This window comes from Desulforhopalus sp., from assembly GCA_030247675.1.
Lineage (GTDB): Bacteria > Desulfobacterota > Desulfobulbia > Desulfobulbales > Desulfocapsaceae > Desulforhopalus_A.
Genome location: JAOTRX010000003.1, coordinates 48,032 through 62,403 on the forward strand (window position 1 = coordinate 48,032; position 14,372 = coordinate 62,403).

Here is a 14,372-nt window from a genome sequence, read left to right on the forward strand (position 1 = left end):
GCTGTTGTCCGGCGTCGGCTGAATGCGGTTGTTGGATATTATCTCAACTGGCCGCTGTCCTTAGTTTTTTCTCTTCTCTTTCGTTTAAGTTTTGATCCTAATAAACCGGATATTCCAAGACCAAAAAGCACCATAGTAGTGGGCTCAGGCACTGGATCATTAGAATCTCGTTGAGTCCATGTACCAGGCGACGAGGTATTGTACCCCACCCACTCGGCAGAGTGTGAATAGCTTGAAACATATGAAAATTGATCATAGTTCAACGAACCATCTTCTACAAAACGAGAGTAAATTGCGGCACTGCTTGATTGATTAGCTAATGTGATAAACCAATGAGAAATTTCGCCCAACGCATTGGTGTTTACCCAAAAATTAGGATTGCCAGAAGGATAAAGGGAACCTGAGAAATCAAGAAGATTCTCGTTAGAAATAGTAGATCCTCCCGAAGTAAACGAAAACGAGCTGATCGGACCACCACTGAGTATCCAATAAGTCCGATTTGGGAGCATCGCTGATTCTATAACGAAATTTCCAGTAACGATGTCATCAGGAGTCGTTAGTGTTGCATCAGTTGAATGAGTGTTAAAATTCCAATAATCTGTAAAAGAATTGCCAGTGTATGTGTAGATGGTAGCTGCTTGAGTATGAGTAGCCGATGTCATCAGAAGCAAAGCTGCAATGTAATGTAACTTTTTCATTAATCCTCCTAATATTTTGATATGTTATGAGTAAATTTGGCTCAGCCCCCTTTTTCATTATTCGAAACAGTCCTAGGCAGTCTATTGCAACGTGTGGATACGCAGCCTTTCCGGCGTCAAGTTTATTGGCTGTTATACAACCAACTACCGAAAGACTTACAACAATAATCAAACATAGCCTAGCATGCATCCTGTGAACCAAATTACCAATCCCCAGATTGGGTTAAAAATTCTTCATGGATGCCAACAGTTAAACGATCGCTACTCCTGCTTTCTTCCTCTATGAACTGATATATCAACAATCAAAGTCAGTCCCCTTTACGTCCCTAAGCTAATCGATATTTACTGAGAGCGTAGATTTTATTTAATACGTTTAAAATAGTACCACCTGTCTTCCATATCTACAGACACTAATTCCCAACCTTGTTGCCCAAGATTATTTAGTTCAGACTCAAAAATTTCTAATTTAGATCTTTGCTCTTTTTCAAGGATTTTATATTCAAACCCTGATTTTGCATATGATACAGGATTTGAAAACAATGTTATTATAGAAACAAAAAATATAAGCGATATTATTGATAGGGGAAATACATATTTCTTTGAATAGAAGACGTTCATTGCGTTTCTCCTTGAAGGAATAATTGAATTAACAAGTAGAGAAAAAAGGGGACCTAACGTGCTGTTGTGGGGTGCGCGGCTGTTTGCACGTCCTTACAAACAGTTGGTTAAGGATTAATATTTTTATAAATTTCTAATGTACGGTTTTCAATTTTTTGATATAGATTTTCTATTGTATTCAACAATGGTATTGAAAAGTTATTATGCAATTGATTGTCATCAAAATAATCAAGATTTTTTGGAAGTTCTATAAGGGCTAAGGAGTGAATATTTTGTGGTTTTATCGTGTCTAGTTGATCAGTATTGTAGGAACCAGTTGTAACCATTAGAGGTAATCTACGATGCTGCATTAGATTTCTTAACTTATTCAGGTATAAAAAAGATTCATCATTGATGAGAGCTGTAATTAATTGCTTAATTATAATTTGATTATCAGGTAGGTATTTGTGGACACAGAATAGATCAACCTCTTCTTCTGGTGTTGTTGGAGAAAAATGAAAACAAATTTCTTGTGAAAGCATGTCTAATGCTGACCTTAAGTTGTTTATAAATGAAAATAGATTGCTATGAAAGCCATGATCAAAAGGAGATTTATACTTACATCTATCTTTGATGGGTGAGGAAGTATTTGACATTACTAATGGTGAGTACCATTTATTTGACAAAAGGTACTCCATAGATTCTTTAGATGATATCATTCGTGTACCAACTGAATGATGCAAAACAGAAAAAAGGTTTTTGTTATTTTTATGTAATTTTCGCCTGACTTTATCTAAATATGAACTTTCAATTTCTGTTGATGACCAATTTTTCAATCCAGGACATAGAATACCTGACGAGGCAATTGTGGCACCAGTTGCCCACTTTACTCTATAAAGAGAAACTCCACATGCAGGACATTGTGAACCTTTTAAACCAGCCAATTCTTCCCATTCTTCGTCATCAACAGTCAAGTTAGCTTTACAAGAAGGACAGCAGACTAGTGCTAAGTAGCTTTCACAATTATGGCATTTATGTCCTATTCCACCTGAACTTAAAGCAGCTTGAACTTTTGGAGTCGAAACAACCTTCTCTTTACATTTTGAGCAAGTAAATTCGACTAACAAATCATCTGTTATTTTTTCAGAAAAGGGTTGCAAAAATACTTCATATTTCTTCGTTGTAGTCATTTCATCCTTAACAGTGCAATAAGTGGACATTTGTCCATCATATCAACACCTATAGATAGATAAAAATTCCACTTATCGTTATATCAATGGATAAACCTGGAAAACAAGCCCCAGGTAATTCCACTTATTGAAATAAGTATTATAATTTCCACATATTGCGATATTAAATAACTGCCTATGGAAAGTCAAAAGAAAAATATGACGAAGTTTCGCCCAAATCCAACCTTTGACCTTATGGATCAGGTGTGCGAAGTACTCCGGTATCACCACTATGCATACCGCACCGAACAGACCTATTGTCAGTGGATTCTTCGCTACATCCATTATTTTGGCAGCAAGACCCATCCGAATGTCCTTGGCGCTCGAGAGGTCGAGCGTTTTCTCTCCGATCTGGTAACTGTTGGCAAGGTATCCGCTGCCACCCAGCGCCAGGCACTGAATGCCTTGGTTTTTCTTTATCGCGACGTTTTGGATATACCGCTGACCGGAAAAATCGCCCCGATTCGCAGCAAGCGCCTTCAACGGCCGCCGACCGTACTCATCCAGGATATGAAGTGCAGCGCCTGCTCGCGGCAATTACCGGCAAACATGCTCTCATGGCCAAACTGCTTTACGGTAGCGGTCTGCGACTGATGGAGTGCATCCGTCTGCGTGTTCAGGATGTTGATTTCGGCCAGGATCTCATCTTTGTCCGTGGCGGCAAGGGTGGCAAAGACCGGACCACCATCCTGCCCAAGAATCTTGAGCAGGAGCTGCAAAAACAGATACAGGCTGTAAAAACTCTCCACCATAAAGACTTGGAAGAAGGCTTTGGCACGGTCTATGCCTGAGGCCTTGGCGCGAAAATATCCCAATGCCGCACGCGAAACCGGCTGGCAGTGGGTGTTTCCGGCAAAGGAACGTTCAATCGACCCGCGATCCGGCCGGGAAATGCGTCACCATGTCCTTGAATCCGGGCTGCAGAAAGCGGTGAAACGGGCGGCGGAATTGGTGAAGCTTGATAAGAAGGTCGGTTGTCATACCCTGCGGCACAGCTTTGCTACGCATATGCTGGAAAACGGCGTGAAAAGCCGGGTGCTGCAGGAACTCCTCGGTCACGCCGACGTCAAGACCACCGAGATCTACACTCATGTTATGGCCCGTGATATCCGCAAACTCCAAAGCCCGCTGGATCGGTTCTAGGGGGAATCGGTATCAATCACCGGCCACAAGCCACTGCCTGGTTATCTCCATAAACCGCCCGAGGAGCGGTGAGCACCATTTATCGACATGGCGGATCATGATCACCGAGGTTGAACTCTCCGGCCAGCCCAGAATGTGCAGAGAGGCGTCTCGCAATTCTGCGGTTATTGCCGCCGACGGACAATAGGTCAAACCGATGCCCCGTTTTAAACAGCCGCGCAGTGAATTGCCGCTGGAAAATTCCAGAGCCCGGAACTCTACCTGGTCTTCTTCGAGCGACCGCTCGAACTGGCGTCGGTAGCTTCAGTCGGTTTTGGGAAAGAGGATGGTCTGGCCGTGCAGATCGGCAGGTGCCAGCTGTTTTCTCGCCGCCAGAGGATGGCCGGGGGCGGCGGCCAGCACCAGCTCCTCCTTTTTCAGAACTTCGGCGTGGACATCCTTCATCTGCAGGTCCTCGGTCATTAAAAAGGCCAGGTCGATGGTTCCGGTATTGAGTTCCCGGGCGAGCTGCAGATCGGAGCAGTTGATAAAGGCCAGCCGCACGTCCGGATAATCCCGGTTGAACTGCTCGATTACCGGCACCATATACACCGCCGCCAGCGTCTCCGGCATGCGGATGGTCAGGCTGCCGCGATCAAACCGCTGACCGGTGACCTCCGATCGGATCTCCTCGGTCATTCCTTCGATACGGCCGGCATAGTCGTAGAGTTTTCGCCCGGCCTCGGTCAGCAGGACCCGGCGGCCGATCCGGTCAAAGAGCATGACCTGCAGCTCCTCCTCCAAACCCCGAATCTGCGCCGACACCGAAGACTGTGCCATATGCAGCTGCTCGGCTGCCTGGGTAAAGCTGAGCAGTTTGCAGACCACGCGAAATGTTTTCAGTTGTCGAAATTCCATAAATGCATACCAATCGTTTGGGACGATGAAAACCATCGAATTAAATCGTTTGTTTCGATTCATAATATAGATTAATCGTTTCTGTAAATCAATAGTGGAGGAAAAATCCTCTGCAGGTTCAAATTACAGATCCACTAGTAATGCAAGCGAGGGAGCGTATGGAAACACAACAGGCGGGAGAACGGGCAGCAGAATATTTCGGCGGCGGGTATCATTGCGTCGAGGCGGTTGTCTCGGCCTTTCTTGAGGCCATCGGCGAAGATCCGGCAATGGCGGTAGCCCACGCCACGGCCTTTGGTGGCGGCTTTGGCAGGACATTTTCCGGTACCTGTGGGGTCTTGTCGGGCTGCATGATTGCCATCGGCCATGTCTGCGGGCGCAGGCAACCGGGTGCCAACTGGGACAAACCGGCCGAGTTCGGCGCGGCGATCATGCGGCAGTTTGTCGACAGCCACGGCACGACCAATTGCGGCGTTCTGCGCGAGCGCTTTGGTGCGGAACAGCAGATGGCCGAGTGCCGGAATCTGGTGCGCGAGGGGACGGTCAAGCTCTTGCAGATGTACCGGGGCAGGCCCGATTGGCGATAGGGCTGGGCATGTGAACAGGCAAACCCGCTCGTGTTGAGCGCTCCTCGGTTTAGAGTGCAGGGATAGGAGGCGCCGGGCAATTCTTAGATATGTTTGCGAATAAGGTCGAAGGAAATGGTTGCCGTGGTAATCGTGCTGCGGCCGAAGACCAGGAAAAACACCAGCCAGAGGCCCTGCAGGGCGAGGATGACCAGGGGGTTCCACAGCACCGGAAAACCGTTGATAATCTCCGGGTTGCTGGCGTCCGGCGCCGGAAGAATGCAGGCCACCATGACCATATACACAACGCTGATAGCTCCCATGACCTGATACGCCGAGATTTTGCCGAAGCCGCGAAAATCGGCACGCATGGTCTCCGAGGCGATGCGCCAGAACTGGGTGGTGGTAATGGTCAGGATGAGTGCCCAGGTGAAGGCGCCGCTCAGGAACAGCAGGCTGCCGGCCAGGGCGGCCGAGGTATAGAGGACACTGGTGATTGCCTGGATGGGAATCAGTCTTTCCCCGCTGAGCTGCCCTTCATAGGAGGCTTTCTTGGTTGCCCCATAGAAGATGAAATTCCTCCGGGCAAAAAGGCGCTGCAGCAGCCAGTGGCAGTCCTTGACCGGCTTACCGTAACAGCAGCCGAAACTGATGCAGCCCAGTCTACCCAGGCCCTCGCCCAGGGTATAGGCGATGGACATCGCCGCCAGCACCGGGATAACCGGTAAAAAACCTCCCCGGTCAGCAACCAGCCCTTGCACGACCTGGACCACCGGGGGAGCGAGGAGGATGCCGATGCACGAGGCGCCGCCGACGGTGAAGGTATGGCGCTTTCCCTCGACAGCCATGGCCACGAGCCGGGCCGCCGGCAGGCAGGCTGCGAGAATGATCAGCACCGCCAGCATGGCCCCGGCAATGGAGACCTGCATCGCGCCCAGAAGAACGAGGAGCAGGGTTAGGGCGAGGAGTTGGCTGGTGGCGATGAAAAAACCGTAGTAGGTAAGATTGGTTCCCCGCCAGCGGTTTTCCCAGTTTTTGCCGGTTGGCACGACCGCCAGCATCTGCCAGCGTTCCCCCGGCAGATGTTTAAACGCCCAGCCGAGATAGCAGGCGAGGACGCAGCCGAGGCCTGCAATAAAAAGAGGGTCGATCATAGGGCCTTTCCTATTGCCGGAGTTTTTGTTGCGGGTCCGGCGATGGTTGACCGGACCAGGACATCGGTTTCAACGAGCGGCCTGCCGAAGCGGTTGCTGTAGCGGCTCTGCACATCCTGGCGCCGGGAATTGCCGACCAGGTCGCTTGCAAAGGCTATCCGGTCCGCCTCGAAAAACAGCACGGTGGTCGAACTTCCCGGACGAAACAGGCTTTTCGGACAGCCCCTTCTGACAAACATGCCGGGCTCCAGTTGCCGCGGGTCGGCGTAGCCCTCGGTGCTGTAGGTCTGGGCAAGATCGCCGATCATCAGGGCAACGATTTCAACCATCGCCACCAGGCCGACCTGTGATCCGCCGGGCACATCGGTATCAATAATCGTCACCACCCGCCGGTTTTTCGAATACAGCGAGGCCATGGCGATCAGGGCCGAGGGGTTGCAGGAATGGTACTGGCCGTCGATACCGTAGATGGTCTCCACCCGGCCGCTGACCGGCAGATGGTTGTAGTGGTACTTTTCCGGAGTGAGGCGGAAGACGGCAAAATCCCCGCCGAGAAACCGTTCACCCCAGGGGCAGGCAGCGCCGATGAGTTCCTGGGGATCGAACAGCTTTTCCTTGATAAAGATTGCCGAGGTATCGGCGAGACTGCCGATGAGGATCCGCGCATCGGCGGGGCTGGCGACGCAGTTCGGGGCGGCGCTCATCGGCCGGGTTTCCCAATAGCGAATCCGCCGTTCGAAGACCTTGCGGTGTGAATCGTAGTAAGACAGCGGCTCGAAACACTCCCGCCAGTCGGCGCCGATACTTTCAAAAAGATACCGGCCGTCGCGCCTGATATTGGATGGCAGGTCATAATTGCAGAAGGCAAGTAGGCTCGATGTCCTGGCCGAGGTCAGCATCCTGAACATGATCGGCGCGCTCTCGCGCAGGCTATGGTAGAGAAAACGAACGCTGCGGTCGCCGATCGGTTTTTCGGTAACGACTTGCCGGGATGTCCGTTCGATGAACTGGTGGGTGTGGAGCGACTGGGTCATGGTTGTCACGGGGTGGTCCTCTCATGGTGAATGATGGCTAAACCGATCTGCAGCATGCCCTGAAGCAGGGCCGGATCGGCGGTTTCGTCGAGAATTGCCTGACGGTTTTTAGTGATATATTGGCAGGCGGTCAGGTTGGGGGCGATGGCCTGCATGACCTGGCGGAGCCAGGGGTCACCCTCGCCTTCCAGGCGTCGGCAATCGTCCATCAGGACGGACAGGGATTCTTCAAGATAGCTGGCCTTCAGGCCGGTTCGGTAATAGCGCTCCATTGCCCCGTTGAAGATCTCGGCGGAAAAACGGAATGGCCCCTTTTTCCCCGGCAACTCACCCTGGACCCCGGCAAGGATCTTGGCAAAGGTCGATGCCGATTTGACCGTCAAGCGCTCGCCCAGGGATTCGAGGCGCTGGCCGAGATCCATCTCGGCCACCAGATCGGCGGCGTCGGTTTTAAGAAGGCGGAGCAGGGCGAGGTTATATTCGTCGTGGCGTACTCGGATGTAACCCCTGTATCTGCCGCTGCTGCGTTGCGAGGGGACGTCAGCGAGAATCCTCTGGAGGAACCTGTTGCCGGTATTGGCACGGACATAGAAGGTGGGAATGCCGATGGCCTGGCCGAAAAATATCTGCCGCCGTTCGCTTTCAATCGACGGCTGGTCGGGGATGTCGTGGTGCTTGATCCGCCCCGACAGGACGTAGCGGTAGGCGAGGGCGGTAATCAGATTCTGGATATCCACCGCCTCGGCCATGTCCTGCCGGAGGCTGTGAAACAGCGAGTAGCTGCGTCCCTCAAAACCGCAATAGCCCGAGACGGCGAAGATCCGCTGCCGGTAGGGCAGGTACATCGCCATCCGCGTGTCAAAGATGCCCATCTCCGCCAGGTCATTCTTCAACCGCTCATGATTACCGGGCACACCGTTCAGGGCCGGGCTGGTCTCGGTCGACAGCAGGGTCACCAGATAATCGACGAGGCGAAAGTCGGGCACCAGGTCTCCCCGCAGGTGCAGGAGCTTCGCCAGGGTACTGTCCAGCCAGCGTGGACCGAAGGGGGTGACGGTCCTGCCGAGAAAGCCGATTTTGGCCTTCTTCTGCCATCTCCGCCAGATCATCCGCAGATGGGTGTAATCAAGCTCGTGGGGCAGGAAACCGAGGACTTTTTCCGGATGAAAATCACTGAAATCGAGGCGATAGGGGGCTGCGCTGTAAGTATTGACCAGCAGCGGCAGGAAGTGCTCAACGATCTTGATGACCAGGTCGCCGCAATATTTCTCAACCATCGGCGTAAGCGGCGAACCCGGGGTTTTCGCCATCTCGGACAGGATGTTGCTGCCGAGGGAGACATGGGTGCCGTTGTTGGCCAGGCAGGTATTGGAGGTGTTGGGCAGGACCATGAGGTTGTTGGTGATGATGCCGGCGTCTTTTAGTTTGCCGACGGTGTTGAGCTGACTGCGCGACAGGGTCCGGTGGCAGAGCTCCATATAGCGGTATTTTTCTTCGCCGCGGTTCCAGCCGGAAAGACAGGGACTGATGAACAGGTGGCGGTAGTAGCTGTCCGGGACGATGGTGTTGAGATGTTTCTGCCGCGACGGGGCGTGGGGCGCACAGTATAGCAGGCACCTCTGCCCTGATTCGGCGAGTCCCAGGGTGGTATTGGCGTATTGGATGAGCAGCTGGCAGAAAAGCAGGGTTCGCGCCGATTCGGCGGCGGCCAGGTCGCCGACCCGGCCATGGCGGGCAACCGGGATGGTGAAGCTGAGAATCTCCGGCGAGGTGTTGTCGCTCAACATGTTGTCCATGAGGCTTTTGCCGGTGGCGAAGAGTTCCGGCGCCGGCATGGCGCTGCCGCTTATGGCGTTGGCGAGAGAGAGCTTGAGCAGGTAGCTGATCGGCAGGCGGAGCCATTCCTGGCCACGGTGGGTGCAGCGGAATCGGTGGAGGTCCGCCCGGGACCTTGATGACGGGCACGATTTATCGGCCAGGAAGTCGGTGGCCAGAAGCTCCTTACTCCAGGCTGTCAAGCGACTCTCCGGAAAGCGCACCCAGCTGTTTTCCCAGACCTTCGAGGTATTTTTATGGAGAAAGTCCTTCAGCGATTGCAGACAAACCGGTGACAGATCGCCTCGGGCGCTTCGTTTCACCACATTCTTAAAATAGGTGGACGAGCCGATGGTGCTGGGCAGGTCGACATTCTCATGGTCGCCCTCGACCGCCACCTGCAGCTCAAATTCCATGCCGACGCTGCTGTCTCCGCCGGTAAATGGGGTAGGGCCACCGGGGGGCAGCGCGGTGAAGAAGCGCTGCAGGTCTCTTTCAGGGGAATTGCCGATGGTCGTCGAATAGAGGTTCATAATCTTCATGGGGCAAGGGTATCCCGGGGATATGAGGGTCACGCTAGAAGATTGTAAGAAAATGGTTACGGCCGGGTGGCAGGCGAGGTGACGGGATATTTATCGATTGTGCCGGCAAATTTGAGTAGATGACAAAGAAGTGATATAGTCATCAGTGAGGCATGGGTCAGATGTTCATTCATGAACAAAGGAGAAAGGAATGAAGATTTACGTGGGGAATTTGTCGTACGGCGTCACTGAGGAAGAATTGCGGCAGGCCCTCGAGGCCTATGGAACGGTGAGTTCCACCGCCATAATTAAGGATAAAACGACCGGGCAGTCAAAAGGCTTCGGTTTTGTGGAAATGGAGTCGGAGGCCGAAGGCAAGGCGGCAATAGAAGGACTGAACGGCAAGGAATTGAAAGGCCGGGCAATTGTGGTCAATGAGGCACGGCCGCGACCGGAAGGCAGCGGCAGCCGTGGCGGTGGCCGTGGCGGCCCAGGCGGTGGACGCAGTGGCCCCGGCGGCGGTAGGGGTGGCTCCGGCGGCGGCCGGGGAGGACCAGGCGGCTCGGGAGGATATCGGGGTGGCCAAGGGGGCGGCCGTTCCCAGGGGTAATTTCCATCGAAGTCAAGCGTTTTACCAATACCATCAGCTGCCACCTTGTCCTTGTTGCCGTACCGGACGGCAGCTGTCCTGTCCCGTTTGCCGGGGTTGAACTATGACCGTCGCGCAAGGTATTGTCCTTGCAGTCCTGTGGATGAGCTGGTGTGCCGTCCACAGCCTGTTGATCGACACCTCGGTGAGCAGCTGGGTGAAGGTCCGGCAGCCTCGCCTGGTTTGCTGGTATCGTCTTCTTTATAATGGACTGGCGCTTGCCACATTTCTGCCCTTGGCGGCCTACACCCATCTGCTTGACGGAGGGGTGGTATTTCGCTGGCCGGGGTGGGGCGGGGCATTGGCGCGGATTCTCTTGCTGGGCACTGCCTTGCTGCTTTTTCGGGGAGGAGCGAGGCTTTATGACTTCCGGTCTTTTTTGGGTATTGATCAGCTGCGCCAAGGAAATTCATCGGTGCTGCTCAGTACCAATCATGGTTTTCTGCCCGTCGGCGTCTTCGGCATAACCCGCCATCCCTGGTATCTCGGCAGCTTGTTGACTATCTGGTCGGTTTTCGAAAACTATCCCCAGCCAATTGTAATCGCCGCCGGTATCCTCAGCCTGTATCTGGTGATTGGCACCCTGCTGGAAGAGCGGAAGATACTCCACGAGTATGGCGACAGTTATCGCCGCTACCAGGGGCAGGTATCGATGCTTTTCCCCTGGAAATGGCTGAAGAAATTGCTGACCGGGTAGTGCCACAGCCGGTTTGAATTCAGGCTATGGGGTTTGAAGGTCTGGCAGGAAATTCCCGGCCGGGTTTACCCCAGCCGGGAAGGGCGAGCCGGGATTAATTAAACTTGTAGCTCGATACCAGTTTTTTGAGGGATTTTGCCAGGAAATCCAGGGAGCTGGAGTTCTCCTTGACCTGGTTGGCGCTTTTACTCATCTTGTTACTTGCCTTGTTCATCTCGGCGATGTCCTTGGCAATCATCTGCGATACCAGGGAGCTTTCCGCGACATTGTGGTTTATCTCCTGTACGCTCATCGAGATCTGGGCGACGTTTTGCGAAATCTCCTTGGCGGTCACCGATTGTTCTTCAACCGCTGTGGCAATGGTGTTAACGATCTCCGAGTTCTCGCCAACGACTTGGCTGATATTTTCGATAACCCGCACCGTCGCCGAGGTGGTGCTCTGGATGGAATCGATACGCTCCTTGATCTTGTCGCTGGCATTGGCGGTCTGATTGGCCAGGTCCTTAATTTCATTGGCAACAACGGCAAATCCCTTGCCTGCCTCGCCGGCTCTTGCCGCCTCAATCGTCGCATTGAGGGCGAGGAGGTTGACCTGTTTCGAGATATCCGAAATCGTCTCCAGTACCGTGGTGATCTCCTTGGCGGCGGTACCCAGCGCGTCAACGCTTACCGAGGCTTCGGATGACTGCTTGACGGCATTGTCGGTGATGGCCCTGGCTTTTTCCGAGGTCTCGGCGATTTCGTGGATCGTCGAGGTCATTTCCTCGATGGCCGAGGCCACCGCGTTGACATTGGCCGCAGCCTGATCAACGGAGCTTGCCACTGTCGACATATTGGCCGACATCTCTTCGACGGCTGCGGCGGCGGTATTCGACTTGCCGAGGGTTTCATCGGCGACGGTGGTCAGGTCCGCGGATATGGTCGAGAGTGACCCTGAGGAGTTGTTGATTTCCTCTGATTCATGAGCGATGTACCCGACCATGCCCTGCAGTTTGTCGGCGAAGATGTTGAACGATTTGGCCATGTCGCCGATTTCATCGTTGCTTTTGACACTGAGGCGGGCAGTGAGATCGCCTTCTCCCTCGGAGATATCCTTGAAAAAGGCATCGGTTGCCCGGATTGGTTTGGCGATACTGGTGACGACAAAGACCAGCATTCCGCCGACCACGAGAACCATAACCGCGACTACGCTGATGATGAGGGTTTTTTGTTCGTCGATAACGCCATGAACACTTTCTCTTTGTTTGGCCATGGCCTTGTCTATATCATCGACATAGATGCCGGTACCGACTATCCATCCCCATTCCTTGAAAAGCTGGACATAGCTCAGTTTGGCTACCGGGTCGGTTTCGCCGGGTTTTGGCCAGAGATATTCGACAAAGCCCTGGCCGTCTTTCTTACACACCTCGACCATCTCCTTGAAGAGCAACTTGCCTTTTGGGTCGCGGTAATCGCTTTGGTCGATGCCGTTCATCGACGGTTTAAGCGGGTGCATGACCATCTTCAAGTCCGTGTCGAGGATGAAGAAATAGTCCTTGCCATCCGGGCCGAAACGGAGATTGCCGATCTGCTCCTTGGCCTGCTCCATGAAGTATTTTTCTGCCGTCTCAAGATAAACGCCGGTGCCGACCACCCAGTTCCAGGGTTTAAAGAGCCGGACGTAGGAAAGCTTGGGTACCGGCTTGTCCTTGCCGGGTTTTGGCCACATATAATCAACGAAGCCCTGGCCGTCCTTTGCACACACCTTGACCATCTCGTTAAAGAGAAATTTGCCATTTGGGTCTTTGTAGGTTGACAGGTCATTGCCATCCATCTCCGGTTTCATCGGATGCATGACCATGTTCGGTTTCATGTCGTTTATCCATATGTAATTGTCACCGGCATAGCGCATGTTTTTGATGATTTTCAGGGCCTGTTCCTTCTTCCAGCTGTCGGTCTGGCCGGCCTCATCGTAGATGGCCTGGATCGCCGAAAAGGCCAGATTGACGACTGACTGCAGCTCGTTTTCATAGGCCTTGGCTATCTTGGCGGGGTCGTGGGCGGTTTTGTACTGACTGGAGAGGATTTCGAAGGTGTTGCGGACAAGATCGGTGAGCTTCTCCTTTTTATCGTTTTGCATCGTCGAGTTGATGATTTCCAGCCCCTGCTTGCCCTGGTTCTCGATACCATTGATGCTCAGGAAGAGAACTACACCACCAAAGATAAGAAAGAACGGCAAGCTCACTCCCAGGATTTTCTTCGTGATGGTTAATTTCATAGCTGTCCTCCTGATTGTGGAATCATCTTGTCCCCCCTCCTTCCGTTGATGCCGATGGTAATAGTTGTGTTGAGCAGCTTGTCTGCGCAAACTGATGCCGTATTCCAATTGCCAAATTCATCCCACAATGTGATTTCATCATAAAAAAAACGAAAACTCAAGGTGTTGTAAAAAAAAGAAAAAAGATGAACCGGGGAGGCACCTTGCCGGTTTCACGGGTCTTTTTTGGCAGAAAAGGGATTGAGCGGCAGGGAAATCCTGCCCTTTGGCTCGAGGGGACTGCTAGGTTGGCTGTGAGGGTGGAATTGCCGGCGAGTTGCTGAATCAAGCAGCTGGTCGGTTTGTAGTAAACATATGGCCTTGCGGGGCTCTCAGCCCTGCAGCTGGCGGACGATAAGCTCCAGGTCCTCCGGCCGGTCGACGCCGAATCCCTGGTAATCGCTGAGGACGACGGTGATGGCGATGCCGGCCTCAAGAAAGCGCAGCTGTTCGAGCTTTTCAATCTCTTCCAGGGGGCTGGGGGGCAAGGAGGTAAAGGTTCTAAGGGCCGACAGCCGGTAGGCATAGATGCCGATATGCAGGAGATAATCGGTGTCGGTCTGGGCATCGTCGCGGATAAAGGGGATCTTCGACCGCGAGAAATACAGGGCCTGGCCCTTCACCGAACGAACCACCTTCACCCGGTCGGTATTTTCCGCCTGTTTGGCATCGATGATCCGGGCAAGGGTCGTGACCTGGATCTCCGGATCGGCAAAGGGCTCGACCAGGCGGCGCAGCATATCCGGGTCAAGGGCCGGTTCGTCGCCCTGAATATTGACGATGACCGAAGAGTCTTCGAGGCCGAGGATCTCCGCCGCCTCCATGATCCGGTCGGAACCGCTGGGATGGTCGGGATTGGTCATCACCACCGGCACCGCCAGCCTTTCCGCCGCATCGAAGATCCGCTGGTCATCGGTTGCCAGCCAGACCTTGGCGAGCAGCGGGCAACTGACCGCCCGTTCGTAGACGTGGTAGAACATCGGCTTGCCGAGGATATCGGCGAGCGGTTTACCGGGGAAGCGGTGCGATTTGTATCTGGCCGGGATGATGCCGTAACAGGGCGGGAAGGTGGTCAT

At 53.2% G+C, this 14,372-nt stretch carries 14 protein-coding genes and 1 pseudogene; 6 read left to right on the plus strand and 9 right to left on the minus strand.

Going from position 1 to position 14,372, the window contains the following annotated elements; genetic code table 11:
* Positions 1 to 38: 38 nt before the first annotated feature.
* The 3 genes from OEL83_07530 to OEL83_07540 form a co-directional block, all read right to left on the minus strand.
* Entirely contained in the window at positions 39 to 698 is a 660-nt protein-coding gene (locus OEL83_07530) for a PEP-CTERM sorting domain-containing protein (GenBank protein ID MDK9706889.1), read from the minus strand.
* A gap of 360 nt (positions 699 to 1,058) precedes the next feature.
* Entirely contained in the window at positions 1,059 to 1,316 is a 258-nt protein-coding gene (locus OEL83_07535; GenBank protein MDK9706890.1) for a DUF4177 domain-containing protein, read from the minus strand.
* 107 nt (positions 1,317 to 1,423) lie between these two features.
* On the minus strand, positions 1,424 to 2,485 hold the full coding sequence (locus tag OEL83_07540) for a hypothetical protein (protein MDK9706891.1): 1,062 nt from the start codon (positions 2,483 to 2,485) through the stop codon (positions 1,424 to 1,426).
* A 198-nt stretch (positions 2,486 to 2,683) separates the two neighbouring features.
* Here OEL83_07540 and OEL83_07545 point away from each other — a divergent pair, with 198 nt between their 5' ends.
* From OEL83_07545 to OEL83_07555, 3 genes are read left to right on the plus strand one after another with little or no spacing between them, the layout of a single operon-like run.
* Positions 2,684 to 3,118 (plus strand): phage integrase N-terminal SAM-like domain-containing protein, encoded by a 435-nt coding sequence (locus tag OEL83_07545; protein MDK9706892.1) that lies wholly within the window; start codon positions 2,684 to 2,686, stop codon positions 3,116 to 3,118.
* Entirely contained in the window at positions 3,082 to 3,315 is a 234-nt protein-coding gene (locus tag OEL83_07550) for a tyrosine-type recombinase/integrase (GenBank protein MDK9706893.1), read from the plus strand. Before OEL83_07545 ends, OEL83_07550 begins: the two co-directional genes overlap by 37 nt.
* Positions 3,308 to 3,667: a tyrosine-type recombinase/integrase gene (locus OEL83_07555; protein ID MDK9706894.1), complete on the plus strand. Its 360-nt coding sequence runs from the start codon at positions 3,308 to 3,310 to the stop codon at positions 3,665 to 3,667. The genes OEL83_07550 and OEL83_07555 overlap by 8 nt, the downstream gene beginning before the upstream one ends.
* Before the next feature lie 12 nt (positions 3,668 to 3,679).
* Here OEL83_07555 and OEL83_07560 read toward each other — a convergent pair.
* Positions 3,680 to 4,564, minus strand: a pseudogene (locus OEL83_07560) (LysR family transcriptional regulator).
* Positions 4,565 to 4,722: 158 nt separating this feature from the next.
* On the opposite strand from OEL83_07560, the gene OEL83_07565 reads away from it, so the two are divergent.
* A complete protein-coding gene (locus OEL83_07565) occupies positions 4,723 to 5,151 on the plus strand; it encodes a C-GCAxxG-C-C family protein (protein ID MDK9706895.1) in 429 nt (142 codons plus the stop codon).
* An 83-nt stretch (positions 5,152 to 5,234) separates the two neighbouring features.
* On the opposite strand, the gene OEL83_07570 is transcribed toward OEL83_07565, so the two are convergent.
* The 3 genes from OEL83_07570 to OEL83_07580 are packed head-to-tail and all read right to left on the minus strand — an operon-like array spanning position 5,235 to position 9,675.
* Positions 5,235 to 6,284, minus strand: a complete 1,050-nt coding sequence (locus OEL83_07570; GenBank protein ID MDK9706896.1) for a prolipoprotein diacylglyceryl transferase — start codon at positions 6,282 to 6,284, stop codon at positions 5,235 to 5,237.
* On the minus strand, positions 6,281 to 7,318 hold the full coding sequence (locus OEL83_07575; protein MDK9706897.1) for a phosphatidylserine decarboxylase: 1,038 nt from the start codon (positions 7,316 to 7,318) through the stop codon (positions 6,281 to 6,283). Before OEL83_07575 ends, OEL83_07570 begins: the two co-directional genes overlap by 4 nt.
* A 5-nt stretch (positions 7,319 to 7,323) precedes the next feature.
* The gene (locus OEL83_07580; GenBank protein MDK9706898.1) at positions 7,324 to 9,675 is read right to left on the minus strand and encodes a hypothetical protein; all 2,352 of its coding nucleotides are present in this window, start codon (positions 9,673 to 9,675) and stop codon (positions 7,324 to 7,326) included.
* A gap of 190 nt (positions 9,676 to 9,865) precedes the next feature.
* Between OEL83_07580 and OEL83_07585 the strand changes: the two genes are divergently transcribed.
* Positions 9,866 to 10,264, plus strand: coding sequence for an RNA-binding protein (locus OEL83_07585; GenBank protein ID MDK9706899.1), 399 nt, complete (start codon positions 9,866 to 9,868; stop codon positions 10,262 to 10,264).
* Positions 10,265 to 10,367: 103 nt separating this feature from the next.
* Positions 10,368 to 11,000 carry a hypothetical protein gene (locus OEL83_07590; protein ID MDK9706900.1) on the plus strand — a complete coding sequence of 211 codons (633 nt, stop codon included), beginning with the start codon at positions 10,368 to 10,370 and terminating at the stop codon, positions 10,998 to 11,000.
* Between the two features lie 94 nt (positions 11,001 to 11,094).
* Here the strand turns inward: OEL83_07590 and OEL83_07595 are convergent, their stop codons facing one another.
* Together OEL83_07595 and kdsB are read right to left on the minus strand one after the other, a co-directional pair.
* Positions 11,095 to 13,257: a methyl-accepting chemotaxis protein gene (locus OEL83_07595; protein ID MDK9706901.1), complete on the minus strand. Its 2,163-nt coding sequence runs from the start codon at positions 13,255 to 13,257 to the stop codon at positions 11,095 to 11,097.
* A gap of 371 nt (positions 13,258 to 13,628) precedes the next feature.
* Positions 13,629 to 14,372, minus strand: a complete 744-nt coding sequence (gene kdsB / locus OEL83_07600) for a 3-deoxy-manno-octulosonate cytidylyltransferase (protein MDK9706902.1) — start codon at positions 14,370 to 14,372, stop codon at positions 13,629 to 13,631.

What these genes read in the sequence shown, in the direction of transcription:
- OEL83_07530 (MDK9706889.1), bottom strand. Translation starts at nt 698, where the DNA reads ATGAAAAAGTTACATTACATTGCAGCTTTGCTTCTGATGACATCGGCT.
- OEL83_07535 (MDK9706890.1), bottom strand. Translation starts at nt 1,316, where the DNA reads ATGAACGTCTTCTATTCAAAGAAATATGTATTTCCCCTATCAATAATA.
- OEL83_07540 (MDK9706891.1), bottom strand. Translation starts at nt 2,485, where the DNA reads ATGACTACAACGAAGAAATATGAAGTATTTTTGCAACCCTTTTCTGAA.
- OEL83_07545 (MDK9706892.1), top strand. Translation starts at nt 2,684, where the DNA reads ATGACGAAGTTTCGCCCAAATCCAACCTTTGACCTTATGGATCAGGTG.
- OEL83_07550 (MDK9706893.1), top strand. Translation starts at nt 3,082, where the DNA reads ATGGCCAAACTGCTTTACGGTAGCGGTCTGCGACTGATGGAGTGCATC.
- OEL83_07555 (MDK9706894.1), top strand. Translation starts at nt 3,308, where the DNA reads ATGCCTGAGGCCTTGGCGCGAAAATATCCCAATGCCGCACGCGAAACC.
- OEL83_07565 (MDK9706895.1), top strand. Translation starts at nt 4,723, where the DNA reads ATGGAAACACAACAGGCGGGAGAACGGGCAGCAGAATATTTCGGCGGC.
- OEL83_07570 (MDK9706896.1), bottom strand. Translation starts at nt 6,284, where the DNA reads ATGATCGACCCTCTTTTTATTGCAGGCCTCGGCTGCGTCCTCGCCTGC.
- OEL83_07575 (MDK9706897.1), bottom strand. Translation starts at nt 7,318, where the DNA reads ATGACCCAGTCGCTCCACACCCACCAGTTCATCGAACGGACATCCCGG.
- OEL83_07580 (MDK9706898.1), bottom strand. Translation starts at nt 9,675, where the DNA reads ATGAAGATTATGAACCTCTATTCGACGACCATCGGCAATTCCCCTGAA.
- OEL83_07585 (MDK9706899.1), top strand. Translation starts at nt 9,866, where the DNA reads ATGAAGATTTACGTGGGGAATTTGTCGTACGGCGTCACTGAGGAAGAA.
- OEL83_07590 (MDK9706900.1), top strand. Translation starts at nt 10,368, where the DNA reads ATGACCGTCGCGCAAGGTATTGTCCTTGCAGTCCTGTGGATGAGCTGG.
- OEL83_07595 (MDK9706901.1), bottom strand. Translation starts at nt 13,257, where the DNA reads ATGAAATTAACCATCACGAAGAAAATCCTGGGAGTGAGCTTGCCGTTC.
- kdsB (MDK9706902.1), bottom strand. Translation starts at nt 14,372, where the DNA reads ATGACCACCTTCCCGCCCTGTTACGGCATCATCCCGGCCAGATACAAA.